Here is a 20855-nt window from a genome sequence, read left to right as displayed (position 1 = left end):
TGTTTTTATCAAACGGATTGCGTCGGTGGTCAATACTCTCTATTTATTAGATGTTTATGTGTATGTTTTTAAATAAGTCATGGAGGATTAATGGCATTCGATTTATGGTTATCGTTGGTGTTGGTTTGTATTTTAGGTGCGCTTTCACCAGGACCCTCATTGGCCCTTGTCGTTCGTAACACCATTAACGCGGGGCGTACAGGGGGATTGAGTACGGCTGTTGCTCATGGCTTGGGGGTTGCTTTGTATGCGGCTATCGCGGTGACTGGTATCGGCCTGGTGATTGTCCAATCTGAGACCGTTTTTAACATCATTCAATACAGCGGTGCGTTGTTTTTGCTATATCTGGCTTATAAATCGTTGACTAGCCATCGTGGCAATATCATCGCTAAGCATGACGCCGAAGAACCTGTTGTGACAAGCAAGGTAAATGGCTGGCGCGATGGTTTTTTTATTGCGTTTTTAAACCCTAAGTTAGCGCTGTTTTTTCTCGCGTTGTTCAGTCAATTTGTTGACAGCCATGCCACGTTATTGCAACAGAGCATTATGGTGGCAACGGTTGGTGTGATCGATACGCTTTGGTATTGTTTGGTTGCTTGGGGACTCTCACGTGGGGCGATGTTGCAGCGGTTACGGGATAACGCACATTACCTTGAACGGATCACTGGGCTGGTTCTAATTTTATTAGCTGTTCGTGTTATTTGGTGAGTTCGACTTGCCTATGATTGTTGTGGCGGCTTTAGTTGTTCTCAGCCTACTAAATCCGCCCGTTGACATCGTTGTCGCAATTAACTTCGCTATGTATGGTTATTTTTTATAGCGAAACACTAAGACTTTTAATCCTTTGCCTGTATAAGCTTCTTTGAATACTGCTGGTGGCTCTATATGCTCGACAAATTCACTGTTAGGGCTGTATTCGTTCATCATTGAAAACAGGAATTCTTCACTTAAATCGGGTGAGTTCAGGCACAGCATCAATAAGCCATCTTCCGCCATGAATTGGTCAAGGCGGCGAATGATTTTGGGATAATCGCGCTTAACATCGATACTGCCTTTTTGAAATGACGGAGGATCAGCAATTAACAAATCATAAGGGCCGTGCTTCTTTAAGCGATTGTATGATTTAAATATATCCACGCCTTCAAAGCGGACTTTCTCTAGCGGGTGCTTGTTAAGACGGTGGTTATCACGACCTTTGCTAAGCGCAGCTTTACTAATATCAATATTGACCACCTTTGCGGCATTGCCAGCGATAGCTGCGACTGAAAAAGCACACGTATAAGCGAATAGATTAAGCACGCTTTTGCCCTCGCTATGTTCAAGGACATAGCGACGACCATTTCGCATGTCGAGAAATAAGCCAAAATTTTGGTTCTCACTAAAATGCAGTTGAAATTTAAGGCCATGCTCTATCGCAACTAATGACTCAATAGACTCACCAACTAAGGTAGCAAATGGCGCTTTTGGTCGACAGCGATATTGTACTTTAACTGAATTGCATCTGTTGATACTGCTATGCAGTTGCTCGCTCAGTTGCTGTAAGAAATCGGCGTCAGTTTCTTGGTAGACGGTGATTAATAACATCGGCGGGAAATAATCGATATTGATATGCTCATAGCCGGGATAGGCGTGACCACGACCATGAAATAACCGACCACACTCGTGGTCATCAATATCGCTTAAGTCGATAAGTTGCAGCAACTCTTGCACCTTCATTTGGTTTCTCTTTGTTTGTACGTATGAATTTGAATATATGCAGAATATTGTAACGGAAATGGCAATAAAAAACCCGGTGCGCCTATGCTAAACCGGGTTTAATTGTTGTTATTGGAATTGGCTTATAGGCCAAACACACTATAACCAAAGTAAATTTTGGCGATGGTATTGATAAATATTAGCGCCAATATAACTGGGATAAAGGTACCCAATGAGAAGTCTACATACTTAGCTAACATACTGCTGCCAAAGCTTTTATTACCTTCACTAAGCTCGGCGTTTAAGTTGTGCTTTTTCCAACGATAAACAACGAATAAGCAAATCAACAAGCCATTTAGCGGTAAAATCGTGTCGTAAAATATATCGTAAATAACATCGAATAACGACTTGTTAGCACCGCCGTAGCTTACAAACTTGGTTAAAAACTCAACCATACCAAAGCTTAATGTGGCTAACACAGCAGATACACCACCAACAATAAAGATATTGCGTAACGCGGTATTTCGAGTTTGTTTGCGCTCATCGATTAAGTACGACACTGGCACTTCTAGAATTGAAACCAGTGAGGTAAGCGCAGCGAAAAATACCAATAAGAAAAATACCGACGCGATTACGCTAGCAAAAAAGTAACCGACCGTGGCTTGTAATGCGAGGAAGATTTTCGGTAAAAATACGAAGATCATCGACACGGAACTGTCACTTAGCTCATCTGGGTTAACATTTGGGTTAAACGAAAAAATCGCTGGTAATACCATCAAGCCGGCGATAAATGCGACACTGGTATCGGTAATCGCAACAAGTTTTGCAGAGCCTTCGATGTCGGTTTTCTTTGAAATATATGAACCGTAGGTGATTAAAATACCCATACCTAACGATAGCGAAAAGAATGCTTGCGATAAGGCACCGCTAACAACCGCAGGGGTGATTTTATCGACTTCTGGGATAAGGTAAAACGCGAGACCACTGATGGCGTTATCTAACGTGAGTACGAATGCCACGAGTAATAGCAACATAACAAATAGTGCAGGCATCATGATGCGTGCCGCACGCTCAATACCATCTTTCACGCCTGATTTTAAAATGATGGCGATTAATGCTCCGACAGCAATCATTGCTGAGAATAAATAGTATGGATTGTTGATGATCTCGTTGAAGCCGATATTACTTGCTAAATAGTCAAGTTGCCCTGATACACTCATGGCCAAATAAACGAAAATCCAAATGGTCAGCACCGTATAAAATACCGCGATCATAAATGGGGTAATAATGCTTAATAAGCCGGCAAAGCGCCATTTTGAATTGTCACCAGCAAGTGCTTTGTAGGCACCCACAGGGTTTTTTGCTGTTTTACGGCCAATAGCCATTTCTGCCATCATAACTGGCAGACAAATGGCAAAAACGAAAATTGCGTACATCAGCAAAAAGGCACCGCCACCATTTTTTGCGGCATTTACGGGAAAACCGACAATGTTTCCGATCCCCACTGCAGAGCCTGCCGCGGCGAGAATAAAACCAAGCTTCGAACTGAAGTGTTCACGAGGTGCGCCCATAATCCTTCCTATGTAATTGTTATTATTTTATTAATGAACACCGATGCTACCATTACCGAAGAGAAATGTCTGTATCAAAAATAGACGAAAAAACCACGACTGCAAGCTGTGAAAGAGCAATCAGCTCAGATCGTCACTTTGTGCTTGGTTGCTTTAGTCGAGCTTTTCGAAGAATAGTGTCACGTTACCAACATTGAGGCCGAATTTATAAATTTTAGCTTTGTTGATCATGTGTTTATCATCTATCAGCACCATGGTGTCGTCGAATGTCACTTGATAGTCACTGCCATCAACCGTTAGCTCCATGTCGTATTGCCAATGAATGACAGCGCCTGAACGTTGCCCTGTTGCCGTGCCGATAATATCATCGGCTTCGCCTTGATAACGGGTGTCGTCGACCTTAGTTATGCGCCATTGGCGAAACTGCTTTTCACCGTCATTGTACGTGAAGTACTCATCAAGAGTGCCTTTGTTGCCTTGCCATGATGCGTCGATATCGACAACAAAACGTCGCGTTACCTCATCGCTAAAGCCCGTTACTAAGCCATACCCTATTACTTTGCCATTGAAGAAGGTTTCCAGTTTAAATTCTGGCGTGGTGTTTTTGTATTCGCTTAAGTCACTCGATGAACAGGCAAGTAACAGCAAACTTAGCGCGGCGATCATTAATGGTTTTAACATAACAGGGTCCTTGGTGCGTCGTCATATTTATTATCTTTGGCCAGTTAGCTCGGCGACTAAATCTGGGCGTGTGCTTCTTTTCGATAACCAAATGGCTAAAAATTGTTGCAGTTGCACACTGGGTTCAAAATCATGGTGTGGTTGATTGTTGTGTAGTAGCTTACCTTGACCTTGTTCATCGAGAATGAGGGTCAGGCTGTCGTAGCGTTTTAAGCTTGGAAAAATCTGATGAAGCTCTGCAACCCAAGCGCTGTCGTCTGGATGCTTAAAGTTCATTTTTCGCCACTGTTTCCCGGTTTCTTCGGCAAGTTCATCGGCGTCGATATCAATATGATAGGTAAGGTGTAATTTTAACGGACCTTGAATACCGTCAAATTTGCCAGTTTCGGTATAGAGGCGAGCTGTATATACATCCCAAAACATAACTTTCAGTTTAGCATCACCAACTTGTTTCCATTGCGTTGATGTTGACGCGGAAATTGAAAACGACGCGATAATCGCAGCGATAATAACGAGTGCTAATAGCGGATATCTTTTTTGCATGATAAGCTCCTAAACATATTGGCGGCGAGCGGAAGAACGACGAACCAGAAGACGATGAAGGCGGTTGTAAAGCCGACTTGTTGCCAATTGATGTGCACCGCACCGAGTGAATGAGCGGCGAGATAACTCGATGGGCCACCTACCACCGACAACAAAGCCAGCGATGGCCAAGAAAAGTTAGTCGCATCAAAAAAGTACGTGGTAAAGAAGCTGAAGGCGAGCCAAATCAATAATAAAATGCTTGCAGGGAGTATGTCAGCTTGAAACTCCATCCAGCCAAGCAAGAATAAACCACTATCGATAAGTAGCCCGCACGATAGCAAAATCACAAGGTAACGCCAATGCTGTTTTACTTGTTTTGATTCGACGATTAGCCAAATCATCATTAGTGTGACCGCAAGGGGAATCGACTTTATGGCCAGTGCTGCGAGCCAAACCGCATTGAATGCTAAGCCATTTAATATTAATCGCCAATTAACCATGTGTTCCTATCTCATCATTGCCAACAAATCTTCGATTACTGGTTATACGAAACGATGTCGATTAAAGATTAGCGGCGATTAACGTAACCAATAACCTAACGAAGTCGTTTTAGCCGTTCTAACCCTTTGCCGTTAATTTCATTGTTGGCGTTCATTGTAAAAACCTAGCTTGAGTTGAGCTTGCTTGTTCAAACGTAGCCGTTACCTCAGCAGATGGATTTGGTTGCCATACATGAATGCTTGATATAACACAGCTTTTGTAGCCGTCATAATAGGCATTAGTGATGATTTTATCGCCACGACTTAAACAATTAGCGGCACTACGACTGATTGTGTTCACTCTAAAATCCGGCCATTTAGGATCGCATGACCCTATTAAATTGAGTTGGTAAGTTTGTTGTTGGTCTTCGACAATAATACTGTTATGGCTGGCAGATTTTATCTGGTGCCACGCATCGAGATTTGATGCAAAACAGACTTTACTGATTTGCTGGCGCTCGCTGGTGTCGTTTACAAGGTTGCTGTTGTGAGCATAATTGCTGGCACAGGCGCTTAAGGTAAGGGCAATAAGTGTAGGGATAATAGGTGACAATTTCATTTGATAACTCCGCTGGGTAGAACAATCGCTATCGACAGCTTCGATGATATCAATCATGAACGATACATCAGCGTTCCCTTTGACTGATACACGTAACTAAAGTTCCCCGAGCTTTTGGAGGATGGAGCCAAGGATTGTGGGTTAAGGAGAATGAGTTTAACAAGAATAAGATCAGGTAAAATGATCTTATAAATTCTTTTGGTCGGTATTGATAGGGCTTAACAAGGCTAACGATTATATGCGCACTAGGGCGGTGTTGTCGTCATCGTTAACCCTGTTGGTAACGTTGCCGTAAAATTTCAACTCGACTGATATAGGCAAGCGTTTCTGCAAAAGGTGGGATGCCGTTGTATTTGGCTATTGTCCCTTCGCCTGCATTGTAGGCTGCAGCGGTGAGCGCAATATTACCTTGGTATTTTTGTAATAATTTGGCAAGGTGCTTCACTCCTCCGGCGATATTTTGTTCGGCATCTAAAGCGTTTGTTACGCCAAGTTCTTTCGCCGTTTCTGGCATCAACTGCATCAGCCCTAGGGCGCCAACTCTTGATATGGCATCCTCTTTGAAGTGCGATTCGGCGTGAATAATCGCTCGAACAAGGGCTACATCTACCTGGTGTTGTTTAGCTTGCTTGGTTATCTCATTGGCATAGGCAAAACGATTAAGAGGCGTTGTATGCCAATTAACTTTCGAGCTGACTTTACAGGCATAGCAACCTACACGGATTTGTCTATACGGCCGATCTAAAGGTTCCATATCAGAAAAAGCGACGACGCCATCTGAGTTACGATAGGTAAAGACAGTATCCTCTGTTGCACTAAGTGGCATATCAACGAGGACACCGGTTAGCCAAAGCGTTAGTAATGATTTGGTTAGGTTTTTGATATGAGCCTCAACTATTTATTGTCATTGTCATTGTTAGTTGTTACTTCGTGTTTGCTTTGCTTGATGGTTAACTTATGTTGATAGTCGTTGATGACAATCTGTAATGCATCTAAAACGACTTGCTCGTTTACTTGATTGTCTTCGAGTATTTGAATTAAATCAACGGCTAATTGAATGTGTTTAGGGGCTTTATCGAGGCTCATCTGCGTCAATATTATTGTGTTTTTTGTGAGGTTACGGCAAATCACCTAAAAATAAAAGTATCCGCAGGCTTTTACCAGCAATCTAGCCACCGAATTTTCTGATAGCGTCTAAACTTAATGCTGATTCAGGCATAATTGGAGAGCAGCATGGTTCAAGAAGTGTTATTGGCGTTACTCGCTGGTTTTATTGTTGGGGTGTTATTTTCCTTTCTAAAATTACCCATTCCTGCGCCGCCCGTACTATCGGGGGTGATGGGTATCGTTGGTGTTTACTTAGGTGGACTCGGCTATATCTGGATTGTGGAGCGTTTTTTTAGTAACTAAATCAACAGACCCTAGCTCATTTTTGCTGACTTTTTTCTGTTCGTGGTCGAGCGGGACTTTTTGCTTGGTGACGCTTGAGAACGACGACGTTTATTTGCTTTAAATGGCTTGTTCGGTAAACCCGAAAAGTCTTGTTGATGACTAAGCTCAATAAACTGGCGTATTTGTTCTGTTAGTGGTTGCATGAATTGCTGGTAGCTCATTTTTTTGTCGACGATGGCTGTTAGATCCGCTTCCCACTTGGCGGTCAAATCTGGCTTTGTGGCCATGGCGGGTAATGCGTTGATCAGCGCTTTGCCGACATCGGTCGCTTTGATGGCCTTACCTTGACGTTGTAAATAACCTCGCTTAAACAATAACTCCATTATCCCTGCACGCGTTGCTTCGGTGCCTAAACCATCCGTTTCTTTTAAAATCGCTTTGATGCTGGGATCGTTGACAAAGCGGGCAATACCGGTCATCGCCTGCAATAATGTAGCATCGGTGAAAGCTGCTGGCGGTTGCGTTTGTTTGGCGAGTAGTTCGCCGTGCTTACACCATAACTCATCACCAACACTTAAGTGGCTAAAATCACTTGCGTTGCTTGCTTCATTATCATCTCGCTCTTCTTGTTTCGCTTGAGTTTGCTGATTTGCAAATAACGCTTTATAGCCCAAATCTATGGTTATTTTACTGGTGGCGACAAACATCCCTCCGGCAATGGTTAACTCCAGCTTGCCCTGTTGATATACATACGGTGGATAAAATTGACTTAGGTAATTACCACATATTTGTTCGTATATTTGTAATTCCCATTTTGACAGAGCAGTTAACTTAGCGACTTTCTCGGTTGGGACGATAGCATGGTGAGCACCAACATTAACATCGTTGAATGCTTTACTTTTGCGTTTTCTGTCAGCGCCTTTGCACGCTTGTTGATATTTGTTCTCGCTTGCTGAAATGGCTGAGATAATGCTTGTCGCTTGCTGAAAATGTTCGCTAGGCAAGTAACGGCAATCTGAACGAGGATAGGTAATAAGTTTGTGCTTTTCGTAAAGGCTTTGGCATGTATCCAGTACTTGTTTCGCATTCATATTAAATGCTTTTGCGGCATCAATTTGTAACGCTGATAGATTGTATGGTAGTGGAGCGAATTGTTTCTTTTGTTGCTGCTTATTAGCCATCACTTTAGCTGGCTGGTCGCCTATACGGCGAACCACATTGTCAGCTAAGGCTTTGTGAAGCACTCGCCCTTCATCATCCATGTATGGGCTGCACGCTTCGCTAGGTTGCCATTTCGCTTTGATGGTTTGATTACCTTTATCGATAACATGAGCTAGGACTTGGTAGTGATCTTTTGCTACAAAGTTATCAATGTTGTTGTCGCGTTCAACCACCAAACCGAGAATAGGTGTCTGTACTCTGCCCACAGAAAGCACACTGTTATAGCCTGATTTTTGCCCTGCTAAGGTATATGCCCGTGTTAAGTTAATGCCATACAACCAATCGGCACGGGAACGTGCTAATGCAGACACCGATAAGCTGATAAAATCAGTATTGCTAGCGAGGTTGGCTAAACTTCTTTTTACTGCTGGAGTATTTAAGTCACTGACCAACAAGCGTTGGCATTGTTGTTTCTTTTGTTGACCCACCTTTAAGTAATCGAGTACCTCATCAACTAATAATTGTCCTTCGCGATCAGGATCGCCGGCATGTACTAGTTGTGAACATTGCGTAACAAGCTTGCGCAGCACCGACAATTGGCTACGGGTTTTATATTTAGGTTGTAATGCCCATTGTTGAGGTATTATTGGTAAGTGATCTTGTTGCCACTTTTTGTATTTTTCATCGTATTTTTCAGGCTCTGCTTGCTCGAGGATATGACCAATACACCAACTGACCACATCACCATTTCCCACTTCAATATAGCCATCGGCTTTTTTGTGCGGCTTAGGTAGCGCGGCTACAATGGCACGCGCCAAACTTGGTTTCTCGGCGATATATAATTTCATAAACAGACAAATTGATGGGTAACTGTCTAAATATACAGTTGTTAGGGTTGGGCTGCAAGGTGCAAATAATTGAAAGTTATATGGTTGTAGACAACAGATGCTAAGCCGTTAGTCGTTATTGCCCTGCAGATATGCTGTTGCTAGCGTGTCACTTTAGTGAATGAAAACTAGGACGATATAGGTTATATCGTCCTAGTTCTGTGGGATTTGTTTAAACTGGCTACCATAAGTGCCCATCAGTATCGCATGTAAGTCATTAGAAAATACGAAACGAAGAGCGACCGCTACGACGGGATGATCGTCGATTTCGCATGCGTGAATGTAGCTCCCTGCGTTTCGCATCGAGCCAGTCTTCTTTGGTAATAACATCGTCACCCGCACGTTCTTGCTCGCGTTGACGATAGGCACAAAACTCATCGAATGCTTCAATATCGTCTTTAAGATCTTCTGCAACCAGTTCAATCATAATAGCATCATCGAGAAAGCCTAACGCTGGAATATCATCGGGCACCATATCTTCAGGTTCACTAAAGTAAGACAAAGCGCTAATAACGTCCTTACGCTCTTCTTCTGGAATTTTCCATTCGCTGTCTTCAATCATAGCGATTAATGTTTGCAGTTTATCAATGCGTTGTTTAACAAATTCAGGCACGCTATCACTAACGTCTTGAATTAGGTTTTTAGCATTTTCAATTATGATGTGCTCAGGTAAAAGCATGGCTTTACTTTGTGCTGTAGTCATCACCTCACGAAAGTGTTCAAGATCAGATTCCGTTAATTCAAATGTCACTTCAAAAGCCATTATATTTCTCCTATTTTATGGCAACACGTATTCTAGTGTTTGATCGCTAACTATTTAAATTTAACAGAGAATTAGTTTTTCACCAGTTGTAATAGCGCATAAAGAAGACTATGTATATCTCAACAATAAATGCACAATCGTGGTGCGGATAGTCGCGTTAAGTTCAGGGAAATGAATGGCGCTAGGTGATGGTAATATATCTTGTTATGTTGGTAGTAGGCTTTCGATATTACGTAGTGACAAGGGGAGTTCACATGGAAAGCGAGTGCCTTAACAAGTTTATTAATGGCACTCGGTTTTTAAGTGGGATTGTTACTATTGTGGGGTGTCACTAATATGACCAACCTGTAATACTGGAGATGCGTCAACATTTTCAGCGTCCATCATGCTGACAATCCGTTGCATCGTGGCTAACATTTGCGACTGCTCCCACTCTTGCATCGCTTCAAAGCGACTAATGAAGTGTTCTTGTAAAGGTTTTGGCGCGTCTTTAATGATGTCTCTGCCTTGTTCCGTTAGCGTGATATCAACTTTACGCTTATCGGTAACTGAGCGCACACGGCTTACTAATTCACGCTTTTCTAATCTGTCTAAAATACTGGTAATCGTTGCGGAGCTTAAATTAATACTTTCGGCAATGTGTTTTACAGTACTGTGATTATTGGCTGCAATTGATTGTAACACCAACAGTTGTGGACTCGTTAGTCCGGTTTCTTTGCTTAACTTCTTTGAGTATAAGTCAATCGCACGAATCACTTGTCGTAACGATATTAGGAGCTCTTCGTATTTTTCCATTTCGGCAACTTTTTATTCATCACTATTAATTTAATACTAATCGTTACAATACTAACAAAGCTATCAACAAAAAACCAAAAATAACCGCCAAATACCGACACAGCAACATCTTAGTAACAAGCTAATTGATATAAATTTTTATTTCACGGTTGATCTTTAATCTATCAATCCGCATAATGATTAGTGTACTAATTATTTGAGGAGGAATTAAAGTGATGCTTTCAAAGTTATTGAAATCTCACGCTAGTACGAGGCGTTTGAATCGAATGGCTAAAAATTTTACGGGTTTTCTATGTTTTAGCTTAATTCTTAGTACTTATGTGTTTTATCCACTGTATAAAGCTTATAAGTTGAGTACAAAGAAAAGAGCAGGGAAGTAATGAGCTACACGTATTTAGCACTATTAATCTATTTTGTATTAATGTTGGCTATTGGTGTGTACGCGGCACGTAAGTCAACGAGTAACTTATCAGGGTACATGTTAGGCGGCAGGCAAGTAAGCCCGCAGGTAACCGCTTTATCAGCAGGCGCATCAGATATGAGCGGCTGGATGCTCATGGGGCTACCTGGCGCGATGTTTGTCTCAGGCTTTAACACTGTATGGATTGCTCTTGGGTTGCTGTTTGGGGCATGGGCAAACTATAAATTAGTCGCCCCAAAACTCAGAATTTATACTGAAAAAGCTAGCGATGCGCTCACGTTACCTGACTTTTTCAGTAAACGTTTTGATAAACCAAACGGGTCGATAAAACTCGTCTCTGCGTTGGTTATTGTGGTGTTTTTTACCTTGTACACATCCGCAGGGCTAGTTGCTGGTGGCAAGTTATTTGTCTCAGCATTTGCATTACCTTACGAGCTTGGTATTGCGGTTACAGCGCTTGTTGTTGTTGCCTACACGTTATTGGGTGGATTCCTTGCGGTGAGCTTAACCGACTTTGTCCAAGGCTCCATCATGTTCATCGCTTTAGTCATGGTTCCCTATGTCGCGTTTACCTATTTTGATAGCGCAAGCACAATGATGAATTACTCCGATGCTGTTATCCCAACCTTCACTCAAAGTCTGGAGTCATTAACGTTTTTGACCCTAGTATCAAGTATGGCATGGGGGCTAGGCTACTTTGGTCAACCTCACATCGTTGTACGCTTTATGGCGATTAAATCTGTCGCTGACATTTCAACGGCTCGCCACATTGGTATGAGTTGGATGACGGTAACGATTATTGGTGCCTTAGCAACTGGTTTAACGGGGGGGGCCTACGTCAATAAATTTGGCGTGAGTTTAAGCGATCCTGAGGTCATTTTTGTATTTTTCTCGCAGGTGTTGTTTCACCCATTAGTTAGTGGTTTCTTATTGGCAGCAATTTTAGCCGCGGTGATGAGTACCATTTCAAGCCAGTTGTTGGTGTCTTCAAGCTCATTGACCGATGACATCGTTAAGGTGTATTCGAAAAAAGCCTTGTCACAATCTAACTTGGTTAATATTGGTCGGGTTTGTGTGTTTTTAGTGGCATTGATTGCGTCAATGATTGCTTTGAACCCAAATAGTAGCATTTTATCTATTGTCAGTAATGCTTGGGCAGGTTTTGGCGCCGCATTTGGCCCTTTAATTTTATTTAGCTTGTTCTGGTCTCGCATCACCTATCAAGGTGCATTAGCCGGAATTATTGGTGGGGCAGTAACCGTATTATTCTGGGTTTATGCACCCGTGCTCGCCGATGGTGGTCGTTTATCAGGACTACTGTATGAGATTGTACCGGGTTTTATTGTCAGCTCAGTTCTCATAGTGTTGGTGAGTTTATTAACTCAGCGTCCAACAGAACGTGTGTTGAGCTTGTACCGACAAGTACAAAACCAATATCGTCAAGCAACGAGCTAAGAGGATTTATGTCACTACGAGATAAAAAACGTATCGTAATAAAAGTAGGTAGTGCGTTAATCGCACCACAAAGCAATGGTTGTAGTACAAAATATTTAAAAAACATTGCTCAGTTTGTTTTACGTTGCCGAGCGAATGGCCAAGACGTCGTTATCGTCTCGTCAGGCTCTGTTGCCGCGGGTAAACAATGGTTCCGTGATAAGCGCCCTCAACAAGGGCTTAAGAAAGCCATGGCCGCGACTGGACAGACCGAGATGATGGCGATGTGGGACAAGTTGTTAAATGTGCCTTTAGCGCAGTTGCTACTTACGCATGCTGATTTTAATGATCGCGAACGTTATATGAGTATCCAAGATACGATCGAGTCTATTTTGGCGGGTGGCGTCGTCCCTGTTGTCAATGAAAACGATACTGTTTCTTGTGAGCGCATTAAAGTTGGCGATAATGACAATTTAGCCGCTATGACGGCTGCCGCGACGAAAGCTGACGCGTTAATAATGTGTACCGATGTGGATGGTTTATTTGATAAAAATCCTCAGCATTTTGCTGACGCTAAGCTAATCGATACGGTTGCAGAAATTGATCCACACATTTGGTCAATGGCTGGTGACAGTAGTAGCGATGTTGGTACAGGTGGTATGCACACCAAACTTCAAGCTGCTGATAAAGCAACTGCACATGGCATTGATACCTACATTGTTAACGGGTTTAACTCGATCAGCTTTTATAGTTTATTGCAAGGCGTCAACCCTGGCACCTTATTTAAGGGCAAATCAGCTCCTATGTCACCCGCTCAACACTGGCTAACCCATACCGTGAAGCACCGTGGGGAAGTGATTATTAGTAACGATAAATCGCCGATTGCAGGTGATGATGAGCAGCTGACCAGTGATGATATTGTTGATGTTAATGGCCAATTTTCGGTTGGCGATACCATATTACTGAAAAGTGATGATGGCACTTGTCTTGCTAAAGCAAAAACAAAGTTTAGTAGCTGTTTGCTTAAATTTTTAAAGAAAGAACAAGGTAATTTGTCTTCTGCCGATATCCATGTACAGAAGACGTCGATTATCCATAATGAACACATTGCCGTATTGGAGAAATAATGAACCTTATTGAAAAACTATCAGCACAAGCCGCAAAAGCATCTAAAGCGTTATTAACCTTAGATGAAGCAAAAAAGAATTATATTCTTTTAGCGATGGCATGCAGTGTTCGTAGTCATAAAAAAGTGATCTTAGATGCCAATAAATCAGATATAGAAGAAGCTAAAAAAGCGAATTTATCAGCGGCAATGATCGATCGCTTGTTGCTAACAGAACAACGTATTGACGCGATGGCTGAGGCCATAGAGAAAGTTGCGACCTTACCTGATCCTGTCGGTAAACTGCGTGATCTAGGCGAGCAACCTAATGGCTTGAAAGTTAGTAAAATGCGTATGCCACTTGGTGTTATTTGCATGATTTACGAGTCTCGTCCTAACGTCACCGCCGATGCTGGCGCATTATGTTTTAAATCGGGCAATGCGGTGATTTTGCGTGGTGGTAAAGAGTCGTTGCGTTCAAGTCGTGCTATTGCTGTCGTATTGCAAAACGTATTAGCATCATTTGAGTTACCTCGAGCATTAATCACTGTAGTACCAGAGTCAGATCGCTCTCACATTACTGATCTGATGCAACAAGATAAACACATCGATGTCATTATTCCACGCGGTGGTGAAGGACTAATTAAATTTGTTAGTGAAAACAGCAGGGTACCGGTGATTCAGCACTTTAAAGGCGTATGTCATTTATACGTTGATGAATATGCTGATTTGGGTAAAGCATTAGACTTGCTAATAAATGGCAAAACTCAACGCTATGGTGTTTGTAATGCATTAGAAGGCTTGGTTGTTCATCAAGATGTTGCTGAGAAGTTTTTGCCTATGGTTGCAAAGGCCTTAGCTGAGCGCGATGTGAAAGTGAACGCATGCCAACAGTCGATTGGTCATTTTTCTAATGCCACCCTGTTAGAAGCTGATCAGTTTGGTGAAGAATATCTTGGCCCTGAGATCGCAATTAAAACCGTAAAAGATTTTACCGATGCTATTGCCCATATCGACGAGTTTGGTAGTAATCACACCGAAGTTATTTGCACCGAAGATAAACACCGAGCAGAACTGTTCCAACGTATCGTTGATGCATCTGTTGTTATGGTTAATGCCTCATCGCGATTTAATGATGGTGGCGAAATTGGCTTAGGAACAGAAATTGGTATTGCCACCACTAAGTTACACGCATACGGCCCTATGGGATTAGAGTCATTGACCACTGAAAAGTTTGTCGTTAATGGCGACGGTCATATTCGCGTTTAAACAGCTAGGCTGAGGAACTGCTTAGAACATTTTTAATAACTAAATTGGGAATTTCACATTAATAAAAACAATATAATAAAGGCAGACGCGTTTCATTTAAGTGTCGCCAGTATTCGTAAGCTAATAAAAGCGAAACGTTTCGTTAATCTGCACAACGTTAGTACGTGCTGTATGTTGTCGTTTTTAATGCTTGTTGTGGTTAAGTATGTTGAACAAACAATGATCTAAATGTAACTAGTGGTTGACCGCAAATTGGGTTAATCCAATTTTAAGGCTCATGGCAAGGTATTTGTCATGAGCTTTTTTATACAAACTGGCTTAGCACTGAACACTTATCGGTCATTTGTAGGTTGAATGTTTGCTAAAAATAACTGTCTGCGGTATATCTACATATTGTAAAACAACCTTACCTTAACGCCTTGTAAACAATCTCTTGTTATTTTTTAACTCATTTAGGGAGTTTGTTTACGTTAATGATGTAAGCGCTTACAAAATTGCGATAGCAATATTATAAAAATAAAACCAAAAGATACGACTTAGACATATGCCTCATATGTACTAAGCAATACAACAGAGAGTCACTATGACAAAACAACAAAAGTTCGTTACCAGCAAGATCCGTTTAGCGGTTATTGCAGCAGCATGCGCAAGTGCTTCAGCCGCTTATGCGCAACAATGTCAACCGGTCGTTTGGGAAGATAACTTCGATCAAACAGCGTTAAATAGCAATGCTTGGGAAATTCAAACAGGTGATGGTTGTGACCAAGGTACTGGCATGTGTGGCTGGGGTAATAACGAATTACAAAGCTACCAAGCTGATAATATTACTTTAGCGAATGGTGTAATGACCATCGAGGCACGTAAGCAACGTATTCGAGGTACACAATATACCTCGGGACGTATTCGTACTGCGAATATGCCTGCAAGCGGTGAGTGGGCGTTTGGTCGCTTTGAAGCTCGTATGAAGTTCCCTGATGGTCAAGGTATGTGGCCGGCGTTTTGGATGTTACCGACAGACCCAGTGCAAGGCTGGCCGATGAGTGGCGAGATCGATATTTTTGAATCGGTAGGACAAAGTGCTAATACCGCATACGGTACCATTCATTATGGTCAACCATGGCCGGATAATGCGCATCAGGGTGGTAGCATGCTAATGCAACCAGGTAAATGGTCTGATGATTTCCATACTTATGCTATTGAATGGGAAGCGGATGAAATTCGCTGGTATGTTGATAACATGCTCTACTCAACCAAACGAATTGAAGATGTTGCCCCTGAAGATTGGCCATTTGATGGTCGTAATAATTTCCACTTTATTTTAAACCTTGCGGTTGGTGGCAACTGGGGTGGCGCGGTAGATGATTCCGTTTTACCACAAACGTTAGAAGTAGACTATGTGCGTGTATATGGTGGTAACCAGCCGAACTTGAGTGGTAATCATTTACCTGCACCTGGTACGACAGAAACATACTCGGTATTAAATGCCTCAGGTAATCTTGCTTGGTCAGTAACCGGCGGCACCATTTCTGGTAGCGGTGACACGGTACAAGTGACATGGGATGAAGCGAGCGCTGCGAGCAAGCAAAGCCTGACGGTTAGCACCGAAGGGTGTGATGTAACCACCAATATTTACGTGGGTAAAAAACTGACCAAAGACATTGTGCTTGCTGATTACGATGGCATGTCGAATATGACGTTAACTTCTGCCAATGGTAACTATGTTAGCGCTGATGGTGTATTAACGTATACCCGTGATGCGGCAAGTCAATGGGATGTGATGGCCCACAGTACCAGCCAAGTAGCTGACGTTCAGCCATTTTTACTTGGTGATAAAGCGTTTGAAATGGACATCAACAACCTTGATGCAAGTCTCGTTGGTAAAGAAATTTTAATTCAATTAGAAGACGGTAGCGTTGCTACGCCAAGCAACTATCCAAGCGGTCGTCATAGTAAGTTCCAAGCCTTTGTTGAGCATGCTAATGGCTGGCAGACGCTGCGCTTCCAATTGCTTGAGCGTATTGATGGTGCAACCAGCGATACCAGTGTTGACTCGCTGTTGATTCTTATTGATCCAAATAGCTTTAATAACGATACCTACGTTATCGATAACATTAATATTTTATCGGCCAGTAGCACACCGCAAAATATGGCGCCAGTCGCCAATATAAGCAGTAATTGTAGCGAATTAACCTGTAGCTTTGATGCATCGGCAAGCAGCGACAGTGATGGCAGCATTGTTGAATATCAGTGGAACTTTGGCGACGGCAATAGCGCAACAGGCGCTATGGTAAATCACAGTTTCGCTAGCGCAGGTGATTACAGCGTATCGTTAACGGTTACCGACAACGAAGGAGCAACCCATACCACCAATACCGTCGTCAGCGTGCAAGAAGGTACTGGTGAGCAAGCGACCTCACTGGTTGTTAGCTCGTTAACAACAGGCACACAAGGTGCAGGTAAAGGTAAAAAGTATGGTACAGCGACAGTAACGGTATTAGATAACTTAGGCCATCCAGTTGAAGGTGTGACGGTATCAGGTAATTTTAGCGGTACTTGGAGTGAAGTGGCTAGCGGTGTTACGGCTGCTGACGGTACTGTGACCATGCAGAGCAGTACGGCGCAGTCAGGCTCCGTACAGGTGTCATTCTGTGTTGATAGTGTCACGGGCGGCTTACCTCTTGATAGCACCAACAGTAACGCACTGTGTGGTAATTAATTAGCTATTACTAAATAACGTGGTATGGCATTAAAAAGGTGAACTTCCGTTTTAGGGTTCACCTTTTTATATACTAGTTGCCTTGCGTTCATACAGACTAATTTGACTCATTTAATATTTTTGAAACTCGACCATTCAGCTATGCACTACTCGCGCAATAAATGGAGAAAATGCAGATGCTTCTGATATTGATCGACAATATCATTGATGATCGCTTGCTCCGACCAACCCATAATATCGTAGTCTTGCCCACCTTCAACTAAATGCACTTCGGCTCGATAATAAACCTCTGGCTCAGCGCCCTCTGCACTGTTGAATTCCGGGTATGAGTATTGTTTTTTAAATACGCTGTAAACAAAATCGTACTCATCGCCATGACAGACTTTCATGATGATGCCTGACTTTTCTTGGCTAATACTGACATCGACTTCATTCAGCTCAAACTGAGATTTAACTTTATAAAGAGCGCGCCTTACTGTGCGAGTGATAAATACGTTAACATTGCCTTTGCTCGGCGTCGATAAGATGTTGTTTAAGTTTTCTTGCCAGTTATCCGTGTCACTATAAATATTGTTAGCAGTAACGTTAAGCTGCAAGCTTTCACGTTTTGCTGACTCAATGCGTAACGCTTTAGCAAGACCATAGCATGCCAGTAATAGCACCACAGCAAAGGGCAGGGCACTGGCGATGGTTACCGTTTGTAATGCTTCTAAACCACCAGCTAGGCTGAGTATCCCTGCCACTGCGCCCATTAGTATCGCCCAAAATAACCGTTGCCATACAGGGGTCTCATTACTACCGTTAGAACAAATCATATCAATAATCATGGCGCCAGAATCACAAGAGGTGACGAAAAAGACAATGATCATAAAGATGGAGACGATCATTAAGACGTTTGACCATGGCAGGTTATCCAAAAAGACAAACAAGGCAACCGAAGAGTTTTCGCTAGCCATTTCTGCTATTTTTGTGACACCGTCATCGACAACTAAGGATATTGCAGAATTACCAAATACGGTCATCCATAATAGCGTAAATGCAGTGGGCACAAGCAATGCGCCTAACACAAATTCTCGAATGGTTCTGCCTTTGGAAATCCTCGCGATAAATAAGCCTACAAATGGTGCCCACGCAAGCCACCAGCCCCAGTAAAATATTGTCCAGCCACCTATCCAATCCTGCTTTTCATACGCAAATAAATTAAAGGTTTTTGAAACTATGGTGGATAGGTACTCGCCGATATTTTGTAAGTAAGCTTGCAATAGAAATACCGACGGGCCAATAAAGAAAATAAGCAATAACAGGATTATGGCCAAGCCCATATTGAGCTCTGATAAAATTTTGATGCCTTTATCTAAGCCGGTAGCTACAGAAATCGACGCAAATATAGTGATAACCACGATAATGATTAATTGATTTATCTGGCTGATGTCAAACTGATATAAATAATTAAGACCAGAATTCACTTGTGTGGCACCAAGGCCTAGAGTGGTCGCTGTACCAAAAACGGTGCTAACAACGGCAAAAATATCAACAAGATGCCCAGGCCAACCATAGATTTTATCGCCGATTAAAGGGTGCAGAGCAGAACGCAGTGTCAATGGCAAATTTTGACGATAAGCAAAGTACCCTAAAATTAACGCCACAAGGGCATATATCGCCCAAGCGTGAAAGCCCCAATGGAAATAGGTAATACGCATAGCTTCTTTGATGGCTTCAAGTGAGCCAGGCTCAGCGGTAGGAGGTGCTAAATAATGCATCAGTGGCTCGGCTACGCCAAAAAACATTAAGCCGATCCCCATACCAGCGGCAAATAGCATAGATATCCATGTACCCACTTTGTAATCAGGAGTTGAGTGATCGGGCCCTAACTTTATGTCACCAAATTTCGATAAGCTTAAAAATACCACTACGCCTAAAATGATCGCCACCGTTAACACATAAAACCAGCTGCCGTTTAGGGTAATACTGGCCTGTAGCGCACTAAATTTCTCACTGGCGTATTTTGGCCATACCACGGTAAAAACTAACAAACAGGCGATAACAATGGTTGCAGGACCAAAGACTTTGGGGTTTAGCTTGGCAGGTGTGGATGGCATATACGCCCCTTGAAATCATTAGTATGCATACGATCTTAACTCTTAAGTTAAGTTCATTGTGGCTGAATCGCAATGTTTTGTATGTTATTAGGCGGGTGAAGATTAATTAGAGTTGAAATAAAAAGTAATCTTGTAACAAAAAAATCAGCCACTTAACTTGACGGTTAATGTAAATGAAAAAAATGTACGAATGTCGAGCGGAACTTGTATAAAGGGTAATTACTTAATTATCTTGTGAATTTTTGATGAATGATAGCCTTGTTGAACACACTGTATTTGTAGATAGATGAGAGAGGTTACGTCGAGATAAAGCTTCTCTGCTACGACTATATTTATGATACTCCCACGCGAGTGAGAGCATCATATTACGGTAGAATTGGTTAGAAATGATATTCAAGGTTGAGAGAGACAAGAGAAACGTCATCTTCCCAAACTGCAGGGCCTACGGCATCAAGCTTATATTCACTATAACGAACGCCGACTGCGAAATGTTCGCTAACTTTGTAATTAGCACCAACGCCCCAGAATGTATCCCAACTGTTATCGCTATACCCTACTAGGCTAACATCAGCATCCCAATGGCTGTAACCAATCTTGGCGAAGATATCAATTGTTTCAGTGATTGGTATTTTACCAATTAAACCTAATGTGTATGCTTCGACATCTATGGATTGAATCAACCCATTGGTATCTGTGGCATATGGATTTTCGAACTTGCCAAAGTCAATATAAGATACTTCTAAGCCGAAGTAGTCACTAAGCTCCCAACCACCATATATTTCCCAACCGGTAGGGTGATCGAACCAATCCATATCTAAATCACTTTCACCAACAGCGATACCAACGTAACCGCCTTCACCGATTCCTAGAAATTCATGAGAAAAAACGTTGTAACTGGTCAGAGAGGCTGCAATCGTAAGAGCCACAGATAAATTTTTTACTGTTTTCATGATTAAACCTTTTGTCTTTAATTTTTGAATGACAGAAGATCGCACTAATCATTACTAAAGGAATGTTAAGGTACATCAGCAAGACTATTTCCAGTAGTGTGATATGTTTAATCCTCGCTTAAAGCACAGCAGAGAAATGGCAAAATAACAAGTTTACAAGGTAAATAAATCCCTTGCAGGCCAATAAAAATGCGGAGTTGATTTTAGATTTAATAATTTTTATCGGCATTTATATTGTTACAAGCATGCCAAAAAAGCCTGTGTTTATTTTTGTGTTTATGTATAAGTGTCTG

The 20855-nt window shown here is 42.2% G+C and carries 19 protein-coding genes; 6 read left to right on the top strand and 13 right to left on the bottom strand.

Going from position 1 to position 20855, the window contains the following annotated elements; translation table 11 throughout:
• Nucleotides 1–90: 90 nt before the first annotated feature.
• The gene (locus tag ACAX20_RS12165) at nucleotides 91–708 is read left to right on the top strand and encodes a LysE family translocator (RefSeq protein ID WP_371186548.1); all 618 of its coding nucleotides are present in this window, start codon (nucleotides 91–93) and stop codon (nucleotides 706–708) included.
• Nucleotides 709–807: 99 nt separating this feature from the next.
• On the opposite strand, the gene ACAX20_RS12160 is transcribed toward ACAX20_RS12165, so the two are convergent.
• The 8 genes from ACAX20_RS12160 to ACAX20_RS12125 all read right to left on the bottom strand — a co-directional run bounded on the left by ACAX20_RS12160 (nucleotide 808) and on the right by ACAX20_RS12125 (nucleotide 6656).
• Nucleotides 808–1716: a class I SAM-dependent methyltransferase gene (locus ACAX20_RS12160; RefSeq protein WP_371186546.1), complete on the bottom strand. Its 909-nt coding sequence runs from the start codon at nucleotides 1714–1716 to the stop codon at nucleotides 808–810.
• A 122-nt stretch (nucleotides 1717–1838) separates the two neighbouring features.
• Entirely contained in the window at nucleotides 1839–3266 is a 1428-nt protein-coding gene (locus ACAX20_RS12155) for a sodium-dependent transporter (protein ID WP_371186544.1), read from the bottom strand.
• A gap of 153 nt (nucleotides 3267–3419) precedes the next feature.
• A complete protein-coding gene (locus tag ACAX20_RS12150) occupies nucleotides 3420–3947 on the bottom strand; it encodes a DUF3833 domain-containing protein (protein ID WP_371186542.1) in 528 nt (175 codons plus the stop codon).
• Nucleotides 3948–3977: 30 nt separating this feature from the next.
• Nucleotides 3978–4490, bottom strand: a complete 513-nt coding sequence (locus tag ACAX20_RS12145) for a hypothetical protein (protein WP_371186540.1) — start codon at nucleotides 4488–4490, stop codon at nucleotides 3978–3980.
• Entirely contained in the window at nucleotides 4466–4972 is a 507-nt protein-coding gene (locus ACAX20_RS12140) for a DUF2878 family protein (RefSeq protein ID WP_371186538.1), read from the bottom strand. Before ACAX20_RS12140 ends, ACAX20_RS12145 begins: the two co-directional genes overlap by 25 nt.
• A 151-nt stretch (nucleotides 4973–5123) precedes the next feature.
• Complete coding sequence (locus tag ACAX20_RS12135) at nucleotides 5124–5570, bottom strand: DUF6491 family protein (RefSeq protein ID WP_371186536.1); 447 nt, start codon at nucleotides 5568–5570, stop codon at nucleotides 5124–5126.
• A 268-nt stretch (nucleotides 5571–5838) separates the two neighbouring features.
• A complete protein-coding gene (locus ACAX20_RS12130; RefSeq protein ID WP_371186534.1) occupies nucleotides 5839–6396 on the bottom strand; it encodes a lytic transglycosylase domain-containing protein in 558 nt (185 codons plus the stop codon).
• A gap of 68 nt (nucleotides 6397–6464) precedes the next feature.
• A complete protein-coding gene (locus tag ACAX20_RS12125; protein WP_371186533.1) occupies nucleotides 6465–6656 on the bottom strand; it encodes a DUF2496 domain-containing protein in 192 nt (63 codons plus the stop codon).
• A gap of 147 nt (nucleotides 6657–6803) precedes the next feature.
• Between ACAX20_RS12125 and ACAX20_RS12120 the strand changes: the two genes are divergently transcribed.
• Nucleotides 6804–6980, top strand: a complete 177-nt coding sequence (locus ACAX20_RS12120; RefSeq protein WP_371186531.1) for a XapX domain-containing protein — start codon at nucleotides 6804–6806, stop codon at nucleotides 6978–6980.
• An 11-nt stretch (nucleotides 6981–6991) separates the two neighbouring features.
• Here ACAX20_RS12120 and ACAX20_RS12115 read toward each other — a convergent pair whose 3' ends face one another.
• The 3 genes from ACAX20_RS12115 to ACAX20_RS12105 all read right to left on the bottom strand — a co-directional run bounded on the left by ACAX20_RS12115 (nucleotide 6992) and on the right by ACAX20_RS12105 (nucleotide 10568).
• Nucleotides 6992–8971 (bottom strand): DNA topoisomerase III, encoded by a 1980-nt coding sequence (locus tag ACAX20_RS12115; RefSeq protein ID WP_371186530.1) that lies wholly within the window; start codon nucleotides 8969–8971, stop codon nucleotides 6992–6994.
• A 256-nt stretch (nucleotides 8972–9227) separates the two neighbouring features.
• Nucleotides 9228–9773, bottom strand: a complete 546-nt coding sequence (locus tag ACAX20_RS12110; protein WP_371186529.1) for a YkvA family protein — start codon at nucleotides 9771–9773, stop codon at nucleotides 9228–9230.
• Nucleotides 9774–10088: 315 nt separating this feature from the next.
• A complete protein-coding gene (locus tag ACAX20_RS12105; RefSeq protein ID WP_371186527.1) occupies nucleotides 10089–10568 on the bottom strand; it encodes a MarR family winged helix-turn-helix transcriptional regulator in 480 nt (159 codons plus the stop codon).
• Nucleotides 10569–10947: 379 nt separating this feature from the next.
• Here ACAX20_RS12105 and putP point away from each other — a divergent pair, with 379 nt between their 5' ends.
• From putP to ACAX20_RS12085, 4 genes are all read left to right on the top strand, one after another.
• Nucleotides 10948–12444, top strand: a complete 1497-nt coding sequence (putP, locus tag ACAX20_RS12100) for a sodium/proline symporter PutP (protein ID WP_371186525.1) — start codon at nucleotides 10948–10950, stop codon at nucleotides 12442–12444.
• Nucleotides 12445–12452: 8 nt separating this feature from the next.
• Nucleotides 12453–13550 carry a glutamate 5-kinase gene (gene proB, locus ACAX20_RS12095; RefSeq protein WP_371186524.1) on the top strand — a complete coding sequence of 366 codons (1098 nt, stop codon included), beginning with the start codon at nucleotides 12453–12455 and terminating at the stop codon, nucleotides 13548–13550.
• Nucleotides 13550–14797: a glutamate-5-semialdehyde dehydrogenase gene (locus ACAX20_RS12090; RefSeq protein ID WP_371186522.1), complete on the top strand. Its 1248-nt coding sequence runs from the start codon at nucleotides 13550–13552 to the stop codon at nucleotides 14795–14797. Before proB ends, ACAX20_RS12090 begins: the two co-directional genes overlap by 1 nt.
• A 583-nt stretch (nucleotides 14798–15380) precedes the next feature.
• The gene (locus tag ACAX20_RS12085; RefSeq protein ID WP_371186520.1) at nucleotides 15381–17513 is read left to right on the top strand and encodes a family 16 glycosylhydrolase; all 2133 of its coding nucleotides are present in this window, start codon (nucleotides 15381–15383) and stop codon (nucleotides 17511–17513) included.
• 146 nt (nucleotides 17514–17659) lie between these two features.
• Here ACAX20_RS12085 and ACAX20_RS12080 read toward each other — a convergent pair whose 3' ends face one another.
• Entirely contained in the window at nucleotides 17660–19612 is a 1953-nt protein-coding gene (locus tag ACAX20_RS12080) for a BCCT family transporter (protein WP_371186519.1), read from the bottom strand.
• A gap of 380 nt (nucleotides 19613–19992) precedes the next feature.
• Nucleotides 19993–20562 carry a porin family protein gene (locus tag ACAX20_RS12075; protein ID WP_371186517.1) on the bottom strand — a complete coding sequence of 190 codons (570 nt, stop codon included), beginning with the start codon at nucleotides 20560–20562 and terminating at the stop codon, nucleotides 19993–19995.
• Between the last annotated feature and the right edge of the window lie 293 nt (nucleotides 20563–20855).

The sequence above is a fragment of the Thalassotalea sp. Sam97 genome, assembly GCF_041379765.1.
Classification (GTDB): domain Bacteria; phylum Pseudomonadota; class Gammaproteobacteria; order Enterobacterales; family Alteromonadaceae; genus Thalassotalea_A; species Thalassotalea_A maritima.
Note: the sequence above shows the minus strand (reverse complement) of the source record. Positions and strands in the feature narration are given on the sequence as shown.

What these genes read in the sequence shown, in the direction of transcription:
- ACAX20_RS12165 (WP_371186548.1), top strand. Translation starts at nt 91, where the DNA reads ATGGCATTCGATTTATGGTTATCGTTGGTGTTGGTTTGTATTTTAGGT.
- ACAX20_RS12160 (WP_371186546.1), bottom strand. Translation starts at nt 1,716, where the DNA reads ATGAAGGTGCAAGAGTTGCTGCAACTTATCGACTTAAGCGATATTGAT.
- ACAX20_RS12155 (WP_371186544.1), bottom strand. Translation starts at nt 3,266, where the DNA reads ATGGGCGCACCTCGTGAACACTTCAGTTCGAAGCTTGGTTTTATTCTC.
- ACAX20_RS12150 (WP_371186542.1), bottom strand. Translation starts at nt 3,947, where the DNA reads ATGTTAAAACCATTAATGATCGCCGCGCTAAGTTTGCTGTTACTTGCC.
- ACAX20_RS12145 (WP_371186540.1), bottom strand. Translation starts at nt 4,490, where the DNA reads ATGCAAAAAAGATATCCGCTATTAGCACTCGTTATTATCGCTGCGATT.
- ACAX20_RS12140 (WP_371186538.1), bottom strand. Translation starts at nt 4,972, where the DNA reads ATGGTTAATTGGCGATTAATATTAAATGGCTTAGCATTCAATGCGGTT.
- ACAX20_RS12135 (WP_371186536.1), bottom strand. Translation starts at nt 5,570, where the DNA reads ATGAAATTGTCACCTATTATCCCTACACTTATTGCCCTTACCTTAAGC.
- ACAX20_RS12130 (WP_371186534.1), bottom strand. Translation starts at nt 6,396, where the DNA reads ATGCCACTTAGTGCAACAGAGGATACTGTCTTTACCTATCGTAACTCA.
- ACAX20_RS12125 (WP_371186533.1), bottom strand. Translation starts at nt 6,656, where the DNA reads ATGAGCCTCGATAAAGCCCCTAAACACATTCAATTAGCCGTTGATTTA.
- ACAX20_RS12120 (WP_371186531.1), top strand. Translation starts at nt 6,804, where the DNA reads ATGGTTCAAGAAGTGTTATTGGCGTTACTCGCTGGTTTTATTGTTGGG.
- ACAX20_RS12115 (WP_371186530.1), bottom strand. Translation starts at nt 8,971, where the DNA reads ATGAAATTATATATCGCCGAGAAACCAAGTTTGGCGCGTGCCATTGTA.
- ACAX20_RS12110 (WP_371186529.1), bottom strand. Translation starts at nt 9,773, where the DNA reads ATGGCTTTTGAAGTGACATTTGAATTAACGGAATCTGATCTTGAACAC.
- ACAX20_RS12105 (WP_371186527.1), bottom strand. Translation starts at nt 10,568, where the DNA reads ATGGAAAAATACGAAGAGCTCCTAATATCGTTACGACAAGTGATTCGT.
- putP (WP_371186525.1), top strand. Translation starts at nt 10,948, where the DNA reads ATGAGCTACACGTATTTAGCACTATTAATCTATTTTGTATTAATGTTG.
- proB (WP_371186524.1), top strand. Translation starts at nt 12,453, where the DNA reads ATGTCACTACGAGATAAAAAACGTATCGTAATAAAAGTAGGTAGTGCG.
- ACAX20_RS12090 (WP_371186522.1), top strand. Translation starts at nt 13,550, where the DNA reads ATGAACCTTATTGAAAAACTATCAGCACAAGCCGCAAAAGCATCTAAA.
- ACAX20_RS12085 (WP_371186520.1), top strand. Translation starts at nt 15,381, where the DNA reads ATGACAAAACAACAAAAGTTCGTTACCAGCAAGATCCGTTTAGCGGTT.
- ACAX20_RS12080 (WP_371186519.1), bottom strand. Translation starts at nt 19,612, where the DNA reads ATGCCATCCACACCTGCCAAGCTAAACCCCAAAGTCTTTGGTCCTGCA.
- ACAX20_RS12075 (WP_371186517.1), bottom strand. Translation starts at nt 20,562, where the DNA reads ATGAAAACAGTAAAAAATTTATCTGTGGCTCTTACGATTGCAGCCTCT.